At 33.6% G+C, this 21,018-nt stretch carries 20 protein-coding genes; 2 read left to right on the forward strand and 18 right to left on the reverse strand.

Going from position 1 to position 21,018, the window contains the following annotated elements; all coding sequences use genetic code 11:
- Positions 1–54 precede the first annotated feature (54 nt).
- From rpiB to rpmE, 6 genes are all read right to left on the reverse strand, one after another.
- Positions 55–501 carry a ribose 5-phosphate isomerase B gene (gene rpiB / locus GXM21_RS09650; RefSeq protein ID WP_008540009.1) on the reverse strand — a complete coding sequence of 149 codons (447 nt, stop codon included), beginning with the start codon at positions 499–501 and terminating at the stop codon, positions 55–57.
- A gap of 106 nt (positions 502–607) precedes the next feature.
- Positions 608–1,645 (reverse strand): L-threonylcarbamoyladenylate synthase, encoded by a 1,038-nt coding sequence (locus tag GXM21_RS09655; RefSeq protein WP_008540008.1) that lies wholly within the window; start codon positions 1,643–1,645, stop codon positions 608–610.
- A complete protein-coding gene (gene prmC, locus GXM21_RS09660) occupies positions 1,630–2,511 on the reverse strand; it encodes a peptide chain release factor N(5)-glutamine methyltransferase (RefSeq protein ID WP_008540007.1) in 882 nt (293 codons plus the stop codon). The genes GXM21_RS09655 and prmC overlap by 16 nt, the downstream gene beginning before the upstream one ends.
- A gap of 1 nt (position 2,512) precedes the next feature.
- Positions 2,513–3,580, reverse strand: coding sequence for a peptide chain release factor 1 (gene prfA / locus GXM21_RS09665; protein WP_008540005.1), 1,068 nt, complete (start codon positions 3,578–3,580; stop codon positions 2,513–2,515).
- A 112-nt stretch (positions 3,581–3,692) separates the two neighbouring features.
- Positions 3,693–4,631, reverse strand: a complete 939-nt coding sequence (locus tag GXM21_RS09670) for a DUF1385 domain-containing protein (RefSeq protein WP_008540001.1) — start codon at positions 4,629–4,631, stop codon at positions 3,693–3,695.
- A 101-nt stretch (positions 4,632–4,732) separates the two neighbouring features.
- A complete protein-coding gene (rpmE, locus tag GXM21_RS09675) occupies positions 4,733–4,933 on the reverse strand; it encodes a 50S ribosomal protein L31 (RefSeq protein WP_008539999.1) in 201 nt (66 codons plus the stop codon).
- Between the two features lie 218 nt (positions 4,934–5,151).
- Here rpmE and clpX point away from each other — a divergent pair, with 218 nt between their 5' ends.
- Positions 5,152–6,471, forward strand: coding sequence for an ATP-dependent Clp protease ATP-binding subunit ClpX (gene clpX / locus GXM21_RS09680; protein WP_008539992.1), 1,320 nt, complete (start codon positions 5,152–5,154; stop codon positions 6,469–6,471).
- 123 nt (positions 6,472–6,594) lie between these two features.
- Here clpX and tnpA read toward each other — a convergent pair whose 3' ends face one another.
- Both tnpA and lysA read right to left on the reverse strand, forming a co-directional pair.
- Positions 6,595–7,044: an IS200/IS605 family transposase gene (gene tnpA / locus GXM21_RS09685; protein ID WP_008538396.1), complete on the reverse strand. Its 450-nt coding sequence runs from the start codon at positions 7,042–7,044 to the stop codon at positions 6,595–6,597.
- 222 nt (positions 7,045–7,266) lie between these two features.
- Positions 7,267–8,529, reverse strand: coding sequence for a diaminopimelate decarboxylase (gene lysA / locus GXM21_RS09690; RefSeq protein ID WP_008539991.1), 1,263 nt, complete (start codon positions 8,527–8,529; stop codon positions 7,267–7,269).
- Positions 8,530–8,820: 291 nt separating this feature from the next.
- Here lysA and GXM21_RS09695 point away from each other — a divergent pair, with 291 nt between their 5' ends.
- A complete protein-coding gene (locus GXM21_RS09695) occupies positions 8,821–10,071 on the forward strand; it encodes a pyridoxal phosphate-dependent aminotransferase (RefSeq protein WP_008539990.1) in 1,251 nt (416 codons plus the stop codon).
- 117 nt (positions 10,072–10,188) lie between these two features.
- Here the strand turns inward: GXM21_RS09695 and GXM21_RS12865 are convergent, their stop codons facing one another.
- From GXM21_RS12865 to GXM21_RS09740, 10 genes are all read right to left on the reverse strand, one after another.
- A complete protein-coding gene (locus GXM21_RS12865; protein ID WP_008539989.1) occupies positions 10,189–10,353 on the reverse strand; it encodes a hypothetical protein in 165 nt (54 codons plus the stop codon).
- 23 nt (positions 10,354–10,376) lie between these two features.
- Positions 10,377–11,495 carry a sodium ion-translocating decarboxylase subunit beta gene (locus tag GXM21_RS09700; protein WP_008539988.1) on the reverse strand — a complete coding sequence of 373 codons (1,119 nt, stop codon included), beginning with the start codon at positions 11,493–11,495 and terminating at the stop codon, positions 10,377–10,379.
- 63 nt (positions 11,496–11,558) lie between these two features.
- Positions 11,559–11,834 carry an OadG family protein gene (locus GXM21_RS09705; RefSeq protein ID WP_008539987.1) on the reverse strand — a complete coding sequence of 92 codons (276 nt, stop codon included), beginning with the start codon at positions 11,832–11,834 and terminating at the stop codon, positions 11,559–11,561.
- Positions 11,835–12,011: 177 nt separating this feature from the next.
- Positions 12,012–12,686 (reverse strand): hypothetical protein, encoded by a 675-nt coding sequence (locus tag GXM21_RS09710; RefSeq protein WP_008539986.1) that lies wholly within the window; start codon positions 12,684–12,686, stop codon positions 12,012–12,014.
- Between the two features lie 6 nt (positions 12,687–12,692).
- On the reverse strand, positions 12,693–13,268 hold the full coding sequence (pyrE, locus tag GXM21_RS09715; RefSeq protein WP_008539985.1) for an orotate phosphoribosyltransferase: 576 nt from the start codon (positions 13,266–13,268) through the stop codon (positions 12,693–12,695).
- Between the two features lie 2 nt (positions 13,269–13,270).
- Complete coding sequence (pyrF, locus tag GXM21_RS09720) at positions 13,271–13,984, reverse strand: orotidine-5'-phosphate decarboxylase (RefSeq protein ID WP_008539984.1); 714 nt, start codon at positions 13,982–13,984, stop codon at positions 13,271–13,273.
- A gap of 130 nt (positions 13,985–14,114) precedes the next feature.
- Positions 14,115–17,366 carry a carbamoyl-phosphate synthase large subunit gene (gene carB / locus GXM21_RS09725; protein ID WP_008539983.1) on the reverse strand — a complete coding sequence of 1,084 codons (3,252 nt, stop codon included), beginning with the start codon at positions 17,364–17,366 and terminating at the stop codon, positions 14,115–14,117.
- Between the two features lie 4 nt (positions 17,367–17,370).
- Entirely contained in the window at positions 17,371–18,438 is a 1,068-nt protein-coding gene (gene carA / locus GXM21_RS09730; protein WP_008539982.1) for a glutamine-hydrolyzing carbamoyl-phosphate synthase small subunit, read from the reverse strand.
- An 18-nt stretch (positions 18,439–18,456) separates the two neighbouring features.
- Positions 18,457–19,749 carry a dihydroorotase gene (locus GXM21_RS09735; RefSeq protein WP_008539981.1) on the reverse strand — a complete coding sequence of 431 codons (1,293 nt, stop codon included), beginning with the start codon at positions 19,747–19,749 and terminating at the stop codon, positions 18,457–18,459.
- A complete protein-coding gene (locus GXM21_RS09740) occupies positions 19,733–20,695 on the reverse strand; it encodes an aspartate carbamoyltransferase catalytic subunit (protein ID WP_008539980.1) in 963 nt (320 codons plus the stop codon). Before GXM21_RS09740 ends, GXM21_RS09735 begins: the two co-directional genes overlap by 17 nt.
- Between the last annotated feature and the right edge of the window lie 323 nt (positions 20,696–21,018).

Genomic DNA, 21,018 nt, shown 5'->3' on the forward strand with positions numbered 1-21,018 from the left:
CCACCTAAAGGGTTATTAATTATTTATAATAATTAATTTTAGAGATTGATTTTATTATTTTGCTTCTAAAGCCATGATTTTATTTACACGACGTTCATGACGACCGCCAGCAAATTCAGTTTTCATCCATGTACGCACGATTTCATCTGCAATTTCAAAACCAGTTGTACGTCCACCCATTGCTAAAACATTAGCATTATTATGTTCACGAGACATTTTTGCTGTATATGTTTCATGGCAAAGAGCAGCTCTAATACCTTTGATTTTGTTTGCAGCAATAGAAATACCAATACCTGTACCACAAAGTACAATACCTCTATCAGCTTCGCCATTAGCTACTGGTGTACAAACTTTTTCAGCGATATCTGGATAATCTACAGATTCTGTGCCAAAAGTTCCTACATCTTCTACTTCTACTTCAGCAAATTCTTCTTTTAATACTCTTTTTACTTCTTCTTTTAAATCCACAGCACCGTGGTCACTACCAATAATTAATTTCATCTTAATCGACTGTATCCAGTCTTTCCCTCCTTATAGCTTTAATAGCTAAAGCTCAATTATTTCATACTATGATTATTTTATCATAATACAAAAGTTAATCAAAGGATTAAATAAAAATACTATTAAAGCCACTAGCCTTATGGAACCTATTCATAATAGCAAGCCCTATGCCTTTATCTGTTGTACCTTGTGCTAAAATTATATCCACATCTTTATCATCAAAATAGCGCAAACCTTCATATATTTCACTAGCTATTTGCGCTAAATTTTCTTGGCTACCATAGGAAAAAGTATTTTGATGATTTAATTCATTAGCCACTTCATCGCTTACAAGTAAGCCAACTTTTTTTCCTTCATTTTCATACTTATGCAAAATCTCTTTTATTGATGATGACATCTTCTCGTTATCACCTTCAATTAAAATCATATCCACTTTAGGTGCATAATGTTTATATTTCATGCCTGGAGCTTTTGGTACTACATTAGCTCCAACAATAGCTTTATCAATTTTCACTACAGGGAAAATTTCTTCTAACATTTCTTTAGTAATAGCTCCTGGTCGTAAAATGATAGGAACATCTTCTGTACAATCTACAATTGTAGACTCTACACCAAATTGGCAAGCTCCCCCATCTAAAACCATATCTATTCTACTTTGTAAATCCTTATAAACAGCTTGTGCTGTTGTTGGACTTGGTCTACCTGAAATATTGGCACTTGGTGCCGCTATTGGTGTATCAGCATATTTAATCAAAGCTCTGGCTATGTCATTATCTGGCATACGTACTGCTATAGTATCAAGACCACCAGTTACTGCTTTTGGTACGATATTGCTTTTCGGTAAAATAATCGTGATAGGGCCTGGGCAAAAAGCAGTCATTATCTTTTTTGCCATTGGTGTTACTTCACTCACAATGCGACCTAACATTTTTTGGTCATTGATATGCAAAATTAAAGGATTATCTGATGGTCTTCCTTTAGCCAAATATATATTTTTTGCTGCTACTTCATTTAAACCATCTCCGCCTAATCCATATACTGTTTCTGTTGGAAAGGCTACTAAACCACCATCTTTTATACATTGCCCAGCTCTTTTTAAAGCTTCATCATCTATTGAATTTATTTTTATTAATTCTGTTTCCATGCCAATACCACCCTGTCAATACCTGCATAATCCTTGATGATTTCTATATTTTGCCAACCATTATCTATTGCCATCTGTTTCACAGGTTCAGCTTGATAAATGCCTATTTCCACAGCCATAAAACCACCATTTTTTAAATATTTCATGCCTTGAGTAAATAATCTTTGATAAAAGCTCAACCCATCTTTATTATCTGTAAGTGCCAATAATGGTTCATAATCTTTAACATCAATTTCTAAAGTTGCTATATCCTTTTGCGGAATATATGGCGGATTAGATACAATCACGTCAAAAACTTTATCTTTTACTGGCTCAAATAAATCGCCTACAAAAAATTCACATCTATCATCTACTTGCAAATTCTGAGCATTTTCTTTAGCTACAGCTACAGCATTTGCAGAAATATCCACTGTAAAGCCTTTTGCTTTAGGCAAATTTTTGAGCAAAGATAAAATAATTGCTCCACTACCTGTGCCAATATCTACAATATCATAACTTTGTTTATCACCAAAATTTTCATTTACTTTAGCTATAGTATTTTCTACTAAAATTTCAGTATCAGGTCTAGGTATCAAAGTGTCTTTTGTAACTTTAAAATCAAGTCCCATAAATTCTCTTTGACCTAAAATATACGCTACAGGTATATGGCGAGCTCTTTTGGCTACATATTCACGAAATTTTGCCAATTCTTTTGCTTCCATAGGCTCATCAAAATGCACATACAAATAAATTCGCTTCTGTCCCAAAACATGAGACAGAAGCACTTCAGCATCAAGACGAGCAGACTCTATACCCTTTGATTTAAAATAATTAATTGTCCAATTTAACAAAGAACTTATAGTCCATACATCTCTTGATTTTTCCATATTATTTTACCTGTTTTAATCTTTCAGTTTGATCAGCAGTTATAAGTGCATTGATGATTTCATCAATTTCACCATTTAAAACAAAATCTAATTTATGAAGTGTAAGCCCAATACGGTGGTCTGTTACACGACCTTGAGGAAAGTTATATGTGCGGATACGTTCACTTCTATCGCCTGAACCTACTTGAGATTTTCTATCTGCTGCAATTTCATTATTTTGTGCTTGTTGAGCTTGTTCTTGTACTTTTGCACGAAGTACTCTCATCGCTTTTTCTTTATTTTTAAGCTGAGATTTTTCATCTTGACATTGTACTACGATACCTGTTGGAATATGAGTAATACGTACGGCTGTTTCTGTTCTGTTTACATACTGACCGCCAGCACCACTAGCACAGTAAGTATCAATACGCAATTCATTTGCTTTAATATCTACTTCTACATCTTCAACTTCTGGTAAAACTGCTACTGTAACGGCTGAAGTATGCACACGTCCAGAAGATTCAGTCTGTGGTACACGCTGTACACGATGAGTACCACTTTCATATTTTAATTTACTGTAAGCACCATAACCATTGATACAGAAAGATACTTCTTTAAATCCGCCAAGTTCTGTAGGATTTGCATCAAGCATTTCAACTTTCCAGCCCTGCATTTCTGCATAACGAGAATACATTCTGAATAAATCACCAGCAAAAAGAGCAGCCTCTTCGCCACCTACACCACCACGAATTTCCATGATAACGTTTTTACTATCATTTGGATCTTTTGGCAATAATAAAATAGGAAACTCGCCTTCTAATACTTCTTTACGTGCAGATAATTCTTTTACTTCATCTTCAAGCATATGTCTCATATCATCATCTATATCTTCATCAAACATAGCTTTATCTTCATCTATTGTTTTGCATATTTTTTTGTATTCACGGAATTTATCCACAAGTTCAGTAAGTGCAGCATGTTCTTGATTATATTTTTGCCATTTTGGCATATCTGCAATAATATCTGGGTCACTAATCAAAGATTCCAATTCTAAATACTTATCTTCAACTGCTTGTAACTTATCTAACAATGCCTTTCCACCTCATTAATTTTATTCAACTAAAAGATTAGCGGTAGGCTAATAAAAACCTTCCGCTAATTTTAATTTACACATTTATTTATTTCTATAATAAAATACTATATCAAATACTAGCATTTACTTTCAAATCATTTAAATCTTGTTTATCTATAGTATCATCATTTTTAGTTTCTACTTTTGCTGTTTCTTCTACTTCAATAGCAGCCTTTAGAGATTTTACAGCAACTTCTATCATTGAATCGTCAGGTTCTCTAGTTGTTAGATACTGTAACCACAAACCTGGCAAAGAAATAGCATGTACTATTTTATTTTTAGAACGACCAGCAAAACGAATTAATTCATAAGATATACCCGCTACTACTGGTAATAATAAAACCCTAGAAATAATACGTTCCCAAAGGCTTGGCCAACCTAAGAAAGAAAACATAAAAATGCTGACAATCATAACAATTAATAAAAATGATGTTCCACAACGTGGATGTAATCGAGAAAATTTCTGTACATTTTCTGGTATCAATTCAACGCCAGCTTCATAAGCATGAATTGTTTTATGTTCAGCGCCATGATATTGAAATACTCTTTGAATATCTTTAGCTCTCGATATGCCATATATATATAAGAAGAAAACAATCATGCGGACTAATCCTTCCCATAAATTCATAACCACATGACTATCTGTAGTAATCAAATTAACAGAAGCTGTAGGAATTACTACAAATAATAAAATAGCTGCACATAAAGATATAACCATAGTAATTGCAATATCTTTATTTGTAAGCTTATCTGCTTCTTCCTCTCCTGCCATCTGTGCTGAATAAGTTAAGGATTTAAGCCCCATAACTAATGACTCACCTAAGGATAATATGCCACGGAAAAATGGCTTTTTAAATATAGGATATTTTTCTGCTAGAGAATTTATTGGTTTTACATCAACTGTAATTACGCCAGAAGGTTCTCTTACTGCTGTTGCCACTTTTTTAGGGCCACGCATCATTACACCTTCAATTACAGCTTGTCCACCTACCATTAATTTTTCTGACACTTAAAATCCACCTACCTTATTTAATTATAAATCTATAATTAGTATTTATTTTTAAATATAAATGAAGCAGAGCATTTCTGCTCTGCTTAGCATTCGTATTTTTATTTTTTGCCATAACGTTTGTTGAATTTTTCAATACGTCCACCAGCTGCCATGTCGCGTTGACGACCAGTGAAGAATGGATGACATTTGGAGCAAACGTCTACACGTAATTCACCTTTAACAGAGCCAGTTTTAAAAGTATTGCCACAACCACAGATAACTGTAGTTTCTTTATAATCAGGATGGATTCCTTGTTTCATTCTGTCGCACCTCACTCTCTGACATTTACTGATTGATTATATCACAGACTTGACATACTTGCAAGCTTTAGTTATACGAACTACATTAGTTTACAATATTTTTTATCAACAATCAATAGTAATTGCAAATATCGTTGTAAATACTTATAATAAAATAAGTTAATTATAAAATCTGATATAATGTTTTTATTTGATAATAGAGAAGGGATAAGTTTTTTATGAAGAAAAATAATAATGATTTGCAACATGTATGTAGTTTTTGTAAACGCAATATAACTATACGTTCCCAATATGATATGCCTATTTATGACCCTCAAACAGGTTTTGCTATCTGTAAAAATTGTATCAAAGATATTTATGGATATATTGTTGAACATGATAAACGTGATGAAAAATCTCAAAATCGCAAATTCGTAAATAGTCTTGATGATATCTTAGCTAAAAATAAACCTCATGTCATCAAAGAATTCTTAGATCAATATATCATCAACCAAGACCGCGCTAAAAAAATATTATCTGTTGCTGTATATAACCACTATAAACGCATGAAATATGGTTATACTCATGATAAACGCGATATGAATATCGAAAAATCTAATGTAATTATGCTTGGTCCTTCTGGTTGTGGTAAAACAGCTATGCTTCAACATTTATCTAAACTCTTAGATATTCCATTTGCTGTAACTGATGCTTCTAGCCTCACAGAAGCAGGTTTTGTTGGTTCTGACGTTGAAGTTGCTGTAAGAAATCTTTACTATGCTGCCGACAAAAATATTGAAAAAGCTGAGCATGGTATAATCTATCTTGATGAATTTGACAAAATTGCTCGTAAATCTGGTGCTAATAACTCTATCACAGCAGACCCTGGTCATGAAGGTGTACAACAAGGTCTTTTAAAAATGATGGAAGGTGGCGTTGTTGAATTCACAGCTCAAGGACAACGTAAACATCCAGAAGCACCTACTATTAAAGTAGATACTACTAATATATTATTCATTGTTGGCGGTGCATTCGTTGGCATTGAAGAAATCATCGCCAAACGTTTAAAAACAGATAACAGTGGTATTGGTTTTGGAGCAAATGTTAAAACTAAAAATGATAAACCAGTATTTAATGATTTAATCCATAAAGTTCGCCCAGAAGATTTGATAAAATTCGGTATCATTCCAGAAATTATCGGTCGTTTACCTGTTATCTGCACACTTGAAGAACTCACTGAAGATGATTTATTAAAAATCTTAACTGAACCAAAAAATGCACCTGTGCGCCAATATCAAGAATTATTAGCTATGGATAAAGTAAAATTAGAATTTGAACATGATGCACTCTTAGCTGTAGCTAAAAAAGCTATCGAACGCAAAACTGGTGCTAGAAGTCTTCGTGGTATCTTAGAAGATGTTATGCTTGATATAATGTATGAAATTCCTCAATCTGATGAACCAAGAAAAGTTATCATCACCAAAGATTGTATTGAAAACCACACTCAACCTAAAATAGAGCCAATATCTACAAACGATACACAAACAAAATCCGAATAAATTTATATAGTCAGTACCACACGTAAAACGTGTGGCTTGCACAAGCCTATAAGGCTTTTAACAATAGCCAGCGCCTAAATGACGCTGGCTTTCTCTTCGTTCAAGCCATTGTGCACTGATTACTTAACAATCCCTAAAGGGATCATTTAATTCTTTTGTGCTTATTTTATCCATCATTTTATCATACGTATCTTGTTCTCTTATATATTTCGCTATTGTTGCTTCATTTAGTCCTACTGTCGATACATAATATCCTGTTGACCAAAAATTATTGTTTCCAAATTTATATTTTAAATTTCCATGTCTTGCAAATATCATCATTGCACTTTTTCCTTTTAAATACCCCATAAAATTTGATATACTCATTTTTGGTGGTATCTTAACCAAAATATGAATATGATCCGGCATAGCTTTCCCTTCTATTATCTCTATGCCTTTCCACTTACATAAATCTTTTATTATTTGTACAATATCTCTACGCAATTTATTATATATAATTTTTCTTCTATATTTTGGGGTAAATACTATATGATACTTGCACATCCATCTTGTATGTGCTAAACTTCTTTCCATAGAAATTCTCCTCTCTTTAATAATGACTTGAACACTTATTATTTTAATAGAGGAGAATTTCTATTTCTATAAGAAACTTATTAACCACTCGTAAAACGAGTGGTTTTTTGTTTCGCACGCTCTGCGTACTCAACTAACTAAAGTACAAAATAAAACCTCGTTAAAAGCTTTCTGATAACTTTTAACGAGGTTTTTCATTTTATCTTACTTATTTATTATCTATTATTTTTTTAAAACGGAACCATCATAATATAATGTAGCAAAATAATCTTCAATTGTTTCTGCACGACGAATTAATTCTACAGAACCATCTTCATGTAATAATAATTCCGCACTACGCAATTTACCATTATAATTGAAGCCCATTGCATGACCATGTGCACCTGTATCAAACATAACAATGCGATCACCAATATCAATCTTAGGTAATTTACGATCAATAGCAAATTTATCATTGTTTTCACATAAAGAACCAGTTACATCATATACATGATCACAAGGTTCATTTTCTTTACCAACAACAACAATATGATGATAAGAACCATAAAGAGCTGGACGCATTAAATTTGCCATGCAAGAATCTAAGCCAATATAATTTTTATAAGTGTTTTTCTGATGCAATACAGTAGATACGAGATAACCATAAGGACCTGTTATTGCACGACCTGATTCATAAGCAATAGCAGTAGTAGTAAGACCTGCTGGCACTAAAATTTCATCGTATAATTTATGCACGCCTTCGCCTAATGCTTCTAAATCTACAGCATTATCTTCAGGGCGATAAGGAATACCAATACCGCCACCTAAATTGATGAATTCAAATTTGATACCTAATTTAGTTGCGATTTCAGCAGCTAAATCAAAAACAATTTTAGCATTTAATAATAAACCTTCAAGTCTAGTTTCATTGGAAATTACCATTGTATGGAGACCAAAACGTTTAACACCTTTATCCATAGCTATTTTATAAGCTTCAAGCATCTGTTCTTTAGTCAAACCATATTTAGCTTCTTCTGGTTTACCAATAATATCATTACCTTCAATTAAGTTACCAGGATTATATCTAAAAGACATAACTTGTGGCATACCAGCATTTTTCTCTAAATATTCAATATGTGTAATATCATCTAAATTGATAATAGCACCTAATTCAATAGCTTTTTGAAACTCATCTGCTGGAGTATCATTAGAAGTAAGCATTATTTTTTCACCATGAATACCTGACGCATCTGCAAGTAATAATTCTGGTAAAGAAGAACAGTCTGCACCTGCTCCTTCTTCTTGCATAATCTGTAAAATACGAGGATTTGGTGTTGCTTTTACTGCAAAATATTCTCTAAATTCAGGAGCCCAATCAAAAGCCTTCTTAAAACGGCGAAGATTTGCTCGAATTGCTTTTTCGTCATAAATATGGAAAGGTGTAGGATATTCTTTTATAATTTCTTCTAATCTTTCTTGAGAAATAGGAAATTTTTTAATTGCCATTTATTTGCCTCCTGATTTTATATTTATTACATAATCTTTATATCTGTGTTTTAAAATTGTTACATGTTAACAGATAATAAGCTGATTATAACATTTATTGAGAACTTTAGTCAATTTATAATTAGAATAAATCCACTAACTTAAAACATAATGAATAAAAAAATATACATGTATACATGATGGATATATATAAAAAAAATTTACAATTTGTAGTATAATCATAAGAGTTCCCAGTTAACAGTGTTATTAATCAAATAAATTTTGTCTTTTATATTTAGGAGGAATTTACATATGAGTTTTAGTATGGTTGCATCTCATAGTACAGGAAAAGTTTTGAAAGATGTCATTTTTGGTGCAAGTGCTGCTTGCAATGAAGCTATTCAAAAATATGGAGCAAACAAAGTAACTAATGGTACAATTGGTGCTATTATGGACGACGAAGGCAAACTTATTTGCATTCCTACAGTAGAAAAAGTTCTTCGCTCCTTACCTACAAATGAACTTGCTGCTTATGCTCCTATCATTGGTCTTCCTGCATATCTTGAAGCTGTAAAAAATCTTACATTTGCTGATAATAAACCAGACGGATACCTTGAAGCTGTTGCTACTGCTGGTGGTACTGGTGCTATACATAATACCATTTGGAATTATTCTGAAATTGGCGATAGCGTTTTAACTTCTGATTGGTATTGGGGTACTTATAACGTTTTATGTCAAGAAGCTGGCCGTAAATTAGAAACATATGAACTTTTCGATGAAAATATGAACTATAATATCGAAAGTTTCACAGATAAAGTAAATACTCTTTTAGCGGACCAAGACTCCTTACTTATCATCATCAATACTCCTGCACATAATCCAACAGGATATAGCTTATCTGAAGAAGATTGGGATAAAGTTCTTGATGTTTGTAAAGAACATGCTAAAGGTGGCAATAAAAAAATCACTTTACTTGTAGATATCGCTTACATCGACTATGCCGGTGAAAAAAATGAATGTCGCAAATTCATGAGAAAATTCTCCAATCTTCCTGAAAATATCTTCACTATTTTCGCTTTCAGTATGTCTAAAGGTTATACACTTTATGGTCAACGTACTGGTGCTATGGTTGGTCTTTCTTCTAGCAAAGAACTTACTACTGAATTTTTAAATGTCTGCAAATATACAAGCCGTGCTACATGGTCTAATATCAACCGTGGCGCTATGGCTACACTTGCTGCTATCGATCAAGATAAAACTTTACTTGCTCAATTTGAAGCAGAACGCGATGCTATTTATCAAACTATTAAACAACGTGGTGCAATTTTCATGGAAGAAGCAAAAGCTTGCGGTCTTAAAGCATTACCTTATAAAGCAGGTTTCTTCTTATCCATTCCATCTAGCGATCCTGCTGCTGTTTGCGATAAATTACATGACGATTTAATCTTCGCTGTACCATTAAAACGCGGTGTAAGAATTGCAGTTTGCTCTATTTCTGCTGAAAAAATGCATGGTATTGCTCAAAAAACATTAAATGCTTTAAACTTTGTTGAAGGTAAATAATAAAATTTTCACTTCTAATTAAATATAAAAATATAAACAAAAAAGGTAAGTTGCTTTATTAATTATATTAAGTAACTTACCTTTTTTATTGCATATATATTTTTATTTTATTATTAGCTATTTTTTCTGTGAAGGATTAATATGTTCTCTACCATATCTATTCCAACTAATATTATTTTCTTGTCTACCAATCATAGGAACGTCTTGTGTACCACCTATTTGTTCTACATCAAGAAAAAATTCTGTACCGCTTACAATTACATGATATCTTTTTTGTTTCATTATCAATTACTCCTTTATCTCTATCAGCCACCGAACATAGCAAGCATAGTACCTGCAGCTACTGCTGTACCAATTACCCCTGCAACATTTGGACCCATAGCATGCATTAATAAATAGTTACTAGGATTTGCTTTTTGACCTTCAATTTGAGATACACGAGCTGCCATTGGCACAGCGGATACACCTGCTGAACCAATAAGTGGATTAATTTTGCCACCACTCAATTTACACATTACTTTACCAAGTAATACACCAGCTGCTGTACCACCAGCAAATGCAACTAAACCTAAGAAAATAATTTCTACAGTCTGTAAGCGCAAGAATTTATCAGCAGACATTGTAAGACCTGTACCTAATGCTAAGAAAATAGTAACTATATTACAAAGTGCATTTTGTGATGTATCAGATAATCTATCTGTAACACCAGATTCACGGAATAAATTACCAAGCATCAACATACCAATTAAAGAAGCAATAGGTGGTAATAATAAGCTTATAATGATTGTAGCCATAATAGGGAATACAATACGTTCAAATCTAGTAACTTCTCTTAACTGACCCATTTTTATAGCACGTTCTTCTTTAGTTGTAAATAAACGCATAATAGGTGGTTGAATAAGTGGTACTAAGGACATATATGAATATGCTGCTACTGCTATAGCACCTAATAAATCTGGAGCCAATTTTGTTGCTAAGTAAATAGCTGTAGGGCCATCAGCGCCACCAATAATACCAATGGAAGCTGCTTCTTGAACATTAAAGCCAAGTAACATTGCTCCACCTAAAGCCACAAATACACCAAATTGTGCAGCAGCTCCTAACATCAATGTATTAGGATTAGCAATAAGTGGTCCAAAATCAGTCATTGCACCTACACCTAAAAAGATAAGTGGTGGGAAAATTTCCATCTGAATACCTTGACCAATAGCCCACATAACACCTTCGTGGAAACCATTATTTGGAAAATTTGCTAATACACAGCCAAATGCAATTGGTGTTAAAAGCAAAGGTTCATAACCTTTACCAATTGCTAAATATAATAAAATAAGTCCAACTACTATCATAGTAATATTTCCCATGTTCAAGGCTACATATCCACTATCTGTCCAAACAGATTGAATTGCCACTAAAAAAGCATCCATATTATAATGCCTCCCATTCTTTTATATACTTTCTTTATAGCTCTATGATTATATTGCATAATACTATAATTTTCTTATTGATTTTATTTCAAAATCTTTACATCCATAAGCCATTAAAGAAGTAACTATTATTGCTGCTAAAGTTTTATCTGCCATATCATCTTTAGGGACTTGAACCTGCTCAACTGGCTTTACCTCTTCTTTTTTAGGTTCAGCTTTTCTTATTCTTGTAGGGTCAATAACATGTATTAGCCTAATAAATAAGCCTAGAATGTACAATACTACAAATACTATTGTCATATTAATAACCATAATTAATACAGGATTTGGTGCGTCCATATTTATTCCACCCTTCTGAAATTATATATATTACTAATTCTTTATAAAAATTTTAAATCCTTCTAAGGCGAAAAAAATTTTTAAAAATTTTTAATTTATTGAAAAACAATTACATTATTTTTGGTTTTCTATTACATATTGTTATATATAAAAAAAAGAGATACCCTTCGATATCTCTTATATACGCTCACGAATTTTATGCAAAGTCGCTTGCAAGTTCTTTGCTAAAAGTGATTCTAAATCTTTTAACTCTGAACAATCATATTCATACGTTACCTCTGGTATACGATGCAAACGTGCTTCACCAAAAAATTCATCTCTAAAAACATTGTAATAAATAATAAAATTACTTTCTTTACTAAAGTCACAATAATCAATGATAATATATGAACCATTTATTATCTTCACAGGCTCTTTAGGATTGATAAATAATTTAAAACCATCTATTTCTTTTGGTAAATTATCAATATATTCCCAATCCATAATAGCTTTATCTTCAATAATAGAACTTATATGCTCTCTCTTAAAATGAGAAATATCTCCTAATAGATTATCAAATCGCTCTTTTAGAATTCTTTCCAGTTTATCAAGACTTTCAGAAATATACTCTATAGCACAAAATTCCGTAAGCCCAATAGTTACCAACAGTTTATATTCTTTTGTTTCTTCATGATAATAAATCGTTGTTTTTCGTTTTAAATCATCATTTTCATAACTATAAATTAAAAACGTGTCAGCCACTTCTTGCATCAATATTTTTAATTTAAAATTATTTTTCTTAGGTGGTAAAGATTGCAAATAAGTCCAGACCGAAACTTCAGCCTGGACTTTTTCTAATTGTTCTTTTTTCATTAAAAATTATTTACCAGTACGACCACGTTTTGTCATAGGTACATTGTCATGGCAAAGTGGGCATTCTTCTGGTTTATAAGTTGTAACATCAAGATGTAAAAGTGCATGAGCAGGAACATCTTCAAATGTAGCTTTACCACCGCTTCTATCTACAAGAAGACCTACACCTACTGGAATAGCACCTTCAGCTTTTACTACATCAATAACTTCTCTTACAGAACCACCAGTTGTAACGATATCTTCAACAATAGCAACTCTTTCACCTGGTTTTAAGCTAAAACCACGACGAAAAGTCATTTTACCATCAACACGTTCTGTGAAAATAGCTCTTGTACCAAGTGCTTTACCAACTTCATGAGCAAGTAAAATACCACCAGTCATAGGGCCTACTACAGTATCAATATTTTTATCAGCAAAATATTCAGCAAGTGCTTTGCAAAGCTGTTCTGTGTATTTTGGTTGCTGTAATACATTGAATTTTTCTACATACATTGGGCTATGAAGTCCAGAAGTTAAAAGGAAATGACCTTCCATAATAGCATTAGTTTTTATTAATAATTCTTTTACTTCTTGTTCAGTCATGATTAAGCATTCTCCATTTCTTTTAATATATTTTCAACAGCTTCCACTGGATTTTGAGCTACTCTTATTGGTCTGCCTACAACAAGATGAGTAGCACCATCTGCTAAAGCTCTAGCTGGAGTTGCAATTCTGCTTTGGTCATCAATAGAAGCACCAGCAGGACGCACACCTGGTGTTATGATAAGGAAATCTTCGCCACAAGCTTCACGAATGAATTTTGCTTCTTGTGGTGATGCTACTACACCATCAAGTCCAGCTTCTTTAGTGAGTTTTGCTAAGCGAATTACCTGATCTTTTATAGAAGCAGTTTGACCAAGACCTTCCCAATCAGCTTCATTGATACTTGTTAAAATTGTTACAGCAATAATTTTTGGTGCTTCAATACCCATTTTTTTTGCTTCAGCACGCACTGTATCTGCTGCTGTTTTCATCATAGTGTATCCACCTGAAGCATGTACATTCATAATGTCTACACCTTGATATAAAAGTGAACATAATCCTTGTGCTACTGTGTTTGGAATATCATGCAATTTTAAATCTAAAAAGATTTTTTTATTGCGTTTTTTCAATTCTTCAATAATAGATGAACCTACTCTATAGAATAATTCCATTCCTACTTTATAGAAAACAACACTATCGCCTAATTTATCAACTAAAGCAAGCGCATCTTCTTTTGTATGGAAATCAAGAGCAACGATTAATTTATCTTTTACCATAAAAATACCTCGTTATCATTTAATTGAATTTACTACAATTATCCAACAATATAAACTCGACATTGCAATGTGTATTTTTACAAATATACGCCGATAAGAAATCCTATCGGCGTATAAATTTTACGTTAAATTATGCTAGTTCATCGCCACGACCAATATAATCTTGAAGTGCTAAAGAATATACTAAACGACGTTCACGAATGAAGCTCAATACACGCAATACTTCCCAAGCAGTATCTAAAGATGTAAGACATGCAATACCATGTTCTACAGTAGCACGGCGAATTCTGAAACCATCTTTAGCGAATTTCTGACCTGGAGTTTGTGTAGTAATAACCATATTAATACCGCCAGCTTTAATCATTTTAATGATATCGCTGCTACGATCACTGCCTACATTTTGTCCACGTTCATGAACTTTATATACGATAGAAGATTCTACGCCTACTTCTTTTAATGCTTTAGCTGTACCTTCTGTAGCTGCAATTTTAAAACCAAGTTCAGCAAAAGCTCTACCTAATTGTTTCATTTCTTCTTTGTCTTTATTAGCTACAGTGAAGAGAATTGTTCCTTCATGAGGAATATTCATACCTGCACCTGTGATAGCTTTATATAAAGCACGTGCATAATGGTAGTCAATACCCATTACTTCACCTGTGGATTTCATTTCAGGTCCAAGGGAAATATCTACATCTTGCATCTTAGCAAAGGAGAATACAGGAGCTTTTAAAGCTACATATGGTTTTGGTTCTACAAGACCAGATTTTAAACCAAGATCTGTAAGTTTTTCACCTAATGCTGCACGAGTAGCAAGCTCTACCATATTGATATCTGTAACTTTGCTTAAGAATGGTACAGTACGGCTAGAACGAGGATTTACTTCGATTACATATACATTATCATTTACTACAACGTATTGGATATTTAATAAACCTTTAACATTGAGATTTAAGCCAAGACGTTTTGTATAGTCAATGATAGTGAAGATTACTTTAGAAGATAAAGTCTGTGGAGGATATACCGCAATACTATCTCCAGAGTGAACACCAGCACGTTCGATATGTTCCATGATACCTGGAATTACTACTGTTTCACCATCAGCAATAGCATCAACTTCTACTTCTGTACCTTGCATATAATGGTCGATGAGTACAGGATGATCTGGTGTAACTTTTACAGCACGGTTCATATAATCGCGTAATTCATCTTCATTATATACGATTTCCATTGCACGACCACCAAGTACGTAAGATGGACGAACCATGGAAGGATATCCGATTTTTTCAGCTGCTTTTACTGCATCTTCAACATTTGTTACGCTAGCACCTTGAGGTCTTGCGATATTAGTCTGTTCTAATACTTCATCAAAACGTTCACGGTCTTCAGCACGGTCGATATCATCAACAGATGTACCGAATACTTTTACACCAGCAGCTTTTAAAGATGCTGCAAGGTTGATTGCAGTCTGACCACCGAACTGAACGATAACACCTTCTGGCTGTTCTTTATCAATGATATTTAAAACATCTTCTGTTGTAAGTGGTTCAAAATAGAGTCTATCGGAAATATCAAAGTCTGTACTTACTGTTTCTGGGTTATTGTTAATGATGATTGCTTCAATACCCATTTTGCGAAGTGCCCATACAGAATGAACGGAACAATAGTCGAATTCTACACCCTGACCAATGCGGATTGGACCAGAACCTAAAACGATTACTTTACGTTTATTTGTAGTCTGTACTTCATCTTCTTGAGCATGGAATGTAGAGTAATAATATGGTGTAGCAGCTTCAAATTCAGCAGCACAAGTATCAACCATTTTATAACAAGGTAAAAGATTAATATCTTTTCTCATGTTGCGAACTTCATTCATTTCTTTGCCTACAATTTCAGCAATAGAACGGTCTGCTAAACCATAGCGTTTTGCACGACGTAAGTTTTCTTCTGTTAAGCCATCTTTTGCAAGTGCAATTTCTGTATCTGTGATATTTTTAATTCTACGTAAGAACCATTTATCAATTTTTGTGATTGCATTGATTTCATCAATATCACAAATGCCGCGACGTAATACTTCAGCGATAACGAATAAACGTTCATCATTGATACGAGATAAATGATTTTTAAGTTCTTCATCGCTCCAAGTATCAATTTTATCAATGTGTAAGCGATTTACACCGATTTCAAGAGAACGTACTGCTTTTAATAATGCACCTTCAAAGCAACGGTCGATAGACATAACTTCACCTGTTGCTTTCATCTGTGTACCAAGTGTGCGGTCAGCATATACGAATTTATCGAATGGCCAACGAGGGAATTTAACTACGCAATAGTCTAAGGAAGGTTCAAAGCAAGCTTTTGTTTTCTTTGTTACTGCATTTGTGATTTCATCTAAAGTATAACCGATAGCAATTTTAGCGGAAACTTTAGCGATTGGATAACCAGTAGCTTTAGAAGCGAGCGCACTAGAACGGCTAACACGTGGGTTAACTTCGATTACATAATATTGATTGGATTTTGTATCTAATGCGAATTGTGCATTACATCCACCTTCGATACCGAGTTCACGAATAATACGTAAAGATGCACTACGAAGCATTTGATATTCATGGTCAGTAAGTGTCTGAGATGGTGCAACTACGATACTATCACCTGTATGCACACCAACTGGGTCAAGGTTTTCCATGTTGCAGACTACAATACAGTTATCGTTGGAGTCACGCATAACTTCGTATTCTACTTCTTTCCAACCAGCAACACTACGTTCGATAAGTACTTGACCTATCATACTGTATTTTAAACCGCGAATAACGATTTCAATTAATTCTTCTTCATTTTCTGCAATACCGCCGCCAGTACCACCAAGAGTATATGCTGGACGTACGATGATAGGATAACCAATCTGATTTGCAAAATCTACAGCAGAAGCTACATCATCAACGATTGTACTTTCTGGAATTGGTTCACCTAATTTTTGCATAGTTTCTTTGAAAAGCTCACGGTCTTCAGCGCGTTCAATAGCTTCCAAAGAAGTACCTAATAATTCAACATTATATTTTTCTAAAAGACCTGCTTCAGATAATTTTACAGCAAGGTTAAGACCAGCCTGACCACCTAATGTTGCAAGTAAACCATCTGGACGTTCTTTTGCTAAAATTTCATCTAAAAATTCAACTGTAAGAGGTTCTATATATACACGGTCAGCGATATCTTTATCTGTCATAATTGTAGCAGGGTTACTGTTTACAAGTACAACTTCAAGTCCTTCTTCTTTTAATGCACGGCAAGCCTGTGTACCTGCATAGTCAAATTCAGCAGCCTGACCAATGATAATAGGACCAGAACCGATAACCATTACTTTTTTTAGATTTTGTTTTTTTGGCACTTAATTATTCCCCTTTCTGAAGCATTGCCCAAAATTGGTCAAATAAATATCTATTATCATCTGGACCTGGTGAAGCCTCTGGATGATATTGTACAGAGAAAATAGGTAATTGTGTATGACGAATACCTTCTACTGTACCATCGTTTACAGCTCTATGAGTTACTTCAAGTGGCAATCCTTTTAAAGATTCTTCATCTACAGCATAACCGTGGTTTTGAGATGTAATATGAACTCTACCAGTGAGTAAGTTTTTAACTGGTTGATTGGAACCACGATGACCGAATTTTAATTTATAAGTGTCTGCACCAAAAGCTAAGGATAATAACTGATGACCAAGACAAATACCAAATGTAGGTTTTTTACCTGCAATTTCACGTACTACTTCAATGATTTCTGGTAAATCTTTTGGATCCCCAGGGCCATTGGATAAGAAGATACCATCTGGATTTAAAGCCATGATTTCATCAGCTTTAGTATCAGCTGGAACGATTGTTAAATCACAACCAATACCATGAAGAGAATCTAAAATATGTTGTTTTATACCAAAGTCCATAACTACAACATGTGGACCGCCTGGATTTTCCATTTTATAAATTTTTGGTGTAGTAACAATTTTTACTACTTCTTTTGGAATTTCATTTTTCATTAAAGCGTCAATTTCTTCTTGAGTTGCAGTTTCAGGTACAAGAACACCTTTCATAGCACCTAAAGAACGAATATGACGAGTAACAGCACGAGTGTCTACATTATATAAACAAGGAATATCTTGTGCTTTTAAGAATTCAGCTAATTCTTCTTCTTTTTGCCAGTTGCTACCAATATCACAAAGTTCGCCAATGATAAAACCATTGAAGAAACATTTACGAGATTGATTGAATTTTTTTGCTGCACCATAGTTACCGATTAATGGGTAAGTGAGTGTAACGATTTGACTGCAATAAGATGGGTCAGTTAAAATTTCCTGATAACCTGTCATACCAGTATTGAATACAACTTCACCTAAAACAGGTCTTTCATCAAGCATATCGCCATAAAAAACTGCTCCGTCTTCTAATACTAATTTGCCTTTCAAAAGAGCACCTCCAAATTATTAAGCTATAATTTCACCATTATCCATTACAATATTGCCTTCAACAATGGTCATAACGGCTTTACCTTTTAATGTACGACCTACAAATGGACTATGAGAACCTTTTGTGTAGAATTTTTCTTTTTCTACTGTCCATTCAAGTTCTGGGTCAAAAATAGTTATATCTGCCATAGCATTTTCTTCTAAGATACCACGTTTACCATCGAAGAATAATTTACCTGGCATATAACTCATTTTAGCTACAAGCTCATTTAAAGAAATTAAATCTTTATGATATAAATCTGTTAATAATACACCAAGCGCAGTTTCAAGACCTGGGAATCCACTTGGAGCAAATTTATATTCACGGTCTTTTTCTTCTTGAGCATGTGGTGAATGGTCTGTTGCAATGATATCAATAGTACCATCTTTTAATCCTTCAAGAGCTGCATTTACATCAGCTTGTCCACGAAGCGGTGGATTTACTTTTGTTGAAGAATCTGTTGGATCTACCATTTCATCAGTCATAGTCAAATGATGAGGTGTTACTTCTGCTGTAACTCTCACACCACGTTTTTTAGCTTGACGAACCATATCAATTGCATTTTTAGAACTAATATGAGAGATATGCACCCATGCATCAGCATATTCAGCTAACAAAATTTCACGCATTACTGCGATATCTTCTGCTACTGTTGGTCTACCTTTCATACCAAGCATAGCAGAACGATGACCTTCATTCATTACACCTTCTGCTACAAGACTTGTTTCTTCTGCATGAGACATAATTGCTTTATCAAAAGTTCTTAAATAATCAAATGCATTAAGCATTAATTTGCAATTATTATCAAAGTGACCATCATCAGAAAAAGCTACAGCACCAGCTTGTGCCATATCGCCGACTTCTGCTAATTCTTTTCCTTCTTGCCCTTTAGTGAGTGCACCAATAACTTCAATATGCACTATACCTTCATCTTGAGCACGTTGTTTTAATCCATTTACTAAGATTGCATTATCTACTACAGGTTTTGTATTTGGCATTGTTGCAACTGTTGTAAATCCGCCAGCAGCAGCAGCTTTAGAGCCAGAAGCAAAATCTTCTTTAGCTTCTTGACCAGGTTCACGAAGATGAGTGTGCATATCAATAAAGCCTGGAGCTACTACTTTGCCTTTAGCATCTATTACTTTTGCATCACTAGCTTCTAAATTTTCACCAATAGCTACGATTTTACCATTTTCTACAAGGACATCACTGACAGCATCAAAATCTTTGCCAGGATTTATAACTCGTCCACCTTTAATCAGTAATTTCATTGTCTTTTCCTCCTGTTAAAGTTAGAGTTAATAAAGCCATACGAACAGCAACACCATTTTGTACTTGGTCTTGAATTGCAGAATTTAAACCATAAGCAATTTCTGGAGAAATTTCCACACCTTTATTCATTGGACCTGGATGAAGAATTAATACATCTTTTTTAGCTAAAGCTAAACGTTCTTTATTCAAGCCAAAGATACGTGCATATTCACGAAGAGATGGGAATAAACCTGATTTCATACGTTCAAGTTGAATACGTAAAACATTGATTACATCAGCATCTTTAATTGCATCTTCCACACGGTCATGTACAAAAATGCCAGGTTCTTCAGCTAAATATCTTGGTAATAATGTTTTTGGACCTGCAAGATGAACTTCTATGCCCATTTTTCTCATACCCCAAATATCGCTACGAGCTACACGGCTATGAAGTATATCCCCAATAATAGCAACTTTTAAACCTTTTAAAGTTCCTTTATGTTGTCTAATTGTGAATAAATTCAACAATCCTTGAGATGGATGTGCATGTGCTCCGTCCCCTGCATTTATGATAACTGGGCTTACAACTTTAGTTGCATATTCAGCTGCACCTTCGGCACTATGACGCATGATAATAGCATCAACGCCCATATCTTCAAGTGTAAGTAGTGTATCGCGAAGACTTTCACCTTTAACAATACTACTTGTACTAGATGTAATATTTACTACATCTGCACTTAGATATTTGCCTGCTAATTCAAACGAAGTACGTGTTCTTGTACTTGGTTCATAAAATAAAGTAACAACTGATTTTCCTCTTAATGTTGGTAATTTTTTAATATCACGATGAATGATATTTTTCATCTCTTTTGCTGTGTCCAACACTAATTCGATTTCTTCCGGAGAAAAATATTCTAATCCAAGAATATTTTTACCACGTAATGAAACGCTGTTTCTACTCAACATAGTCACTCCTTCGCACTTTAAATGAAACCCAAAATCAAAAAAAGCCTTCCTATGCGAAGGCATAAGAAAGCTACTGATAGCGCAATATAAAGATATATAGTGCTCCCTTTCAACCTCGCTGGATTTTTTTAAAGGGCTATATTTTTATTACTCAAATACTATCATAAACTAGTAATCCTGTCAAATAAAAATGCCTGCATATCTTCTATAAATATTATACCAAAAATTATCTATATTATTCCAAATTATTTTAAAAAATATTATAAATGTTTATTCGAAAATTACCATCGTTATTGTTACTTATAATCCGTTGATTTATATAC

It is taken from the genome of Megamonas funiformis (assembly GCF_010669225.1).
Taxonomy (GTDB): Bacteria; Bacillota; Negativicutes; order Selenomonadales; family Selenomonadaceae; genus Megamonas; species Megamonas funiformis.

What these genes read in the sequence shown, in the direction of transcription:
- rpiB (WP_008540009.1), bottom strand. Translation starts at nt 501, where the DNA reads ATGAAATTAATTATTGGTAGTGACCACGGTGCTGTGGATTTAAAAGAA.
- GXM21_RS09655 (WP_008540008.1), bottom strand. Translation starts at nt 1,645, where the DNA reads ATGGAAACAGAATTAATAAAAATAAATTCAATAGATGATGAAGCTTTA.
- prmC (WP_008540007.1), bottom strand. Translation starts at nt 2,511, where the DNA reads ATGGAAAAATCAAGAGATGTATGGACTATAAGTTCTTTGTTAAATTGG.
- rpmE (WP_008539999.1), bottom strand. Translation starts at nt 4,933, where the DNA reads ATGAAACAAGGAATCCATCCTGATTATAAAGAAACTACAGTTATCTGT.
- clpX (WP_008539992.1), top strand. Translation starts at nt 5,152, where the DNA reads ATGAAGAAAAATAATAATGATTTGCAACATGTATGTAGTTTTTGTAAA.
- tnpA (WP_008538396.1), bottom strand. Translation starts at nt 7,044, where the DNA reads ATGGAAAGAAGTTTAGCACATACAAGATGGATGTGCAAGTATCATATA.
- lysA (WP_008539991.1), bottom strand. Translation starts at nt 8,529, where the DNA reads ATGGCAATTAAAAAATTTCCTATTTCTCAAGAAAGATTAGAAGAAATT.
- GXM21_RS09695 (WP_008539990.1), top strand. Translation starts at nt 8,821, where the DNA reads ATGAGTTTTAGTATGGTTGCATCTCATAGTACAGGAAAAGTTTTGAAA.
- GXM21_RS12865 (WP_008539989.1), bottom strand. Translation starts at nt 10,353, where the DNA reads ATGAAACAAAAAAGATATCATGTAATTGTAAGCGGTACAGAATTTTTT.
- GXM21_RS09700 (WP_008539988.1), bottom strand. Translation starts at nt 11,495, where the DNA reads ATGGATGCTTTTTTAGTGGCAATTCAATCTGTTTGGACAGATAGTGGA.
- GXM21_RS09705 (WP_008539987.1), bottom strand. Translation starts at nt 11,834, where the DNA reads ATGGACGCACCAAATCCTGTATTAATTATGGTTATTAATATGACAATA.
- GXM21_RS09710 (WP_008539986.1), bottom strand. Translation starts at nt 12,686, where the DNA reads ATGAAAAAAGAACAATTAGAAAAAGTCCAGGCTGAAGTTTCGGTCTGG.
- pyrE (WP_008539985.1), bottom strand. Translation starts at nt 13,268, where the DNA reads ATGACTGAACAAGAAGTAAAAGAATTATTAATAAAAACTAATGCTATT.
- pyrF (WP_008539984.1), bottom strand. Translation starts at nt 13,984, where the DNA reads ATGGTAAAAGATAAATTAATCGTTGCTCTTGATTTCCATACAAAAGAA.
- GXM21_RS09735 (WP_008539981.1), bottom strand. Translation starts at nt 19,749, where the DNA reads ATGAAATTACTGATTAAAGGTGGACGAGTTATAAATCCTGGCAAAGAT.
- GXM21_RS09740 (WP_008539980.1), bottom strand. Translation starts at nt 20,695, where the DNA reads ATGTTGAGTAGAAACAGCGTTTCATTACGTGGTAAAAATATTCTTGGA.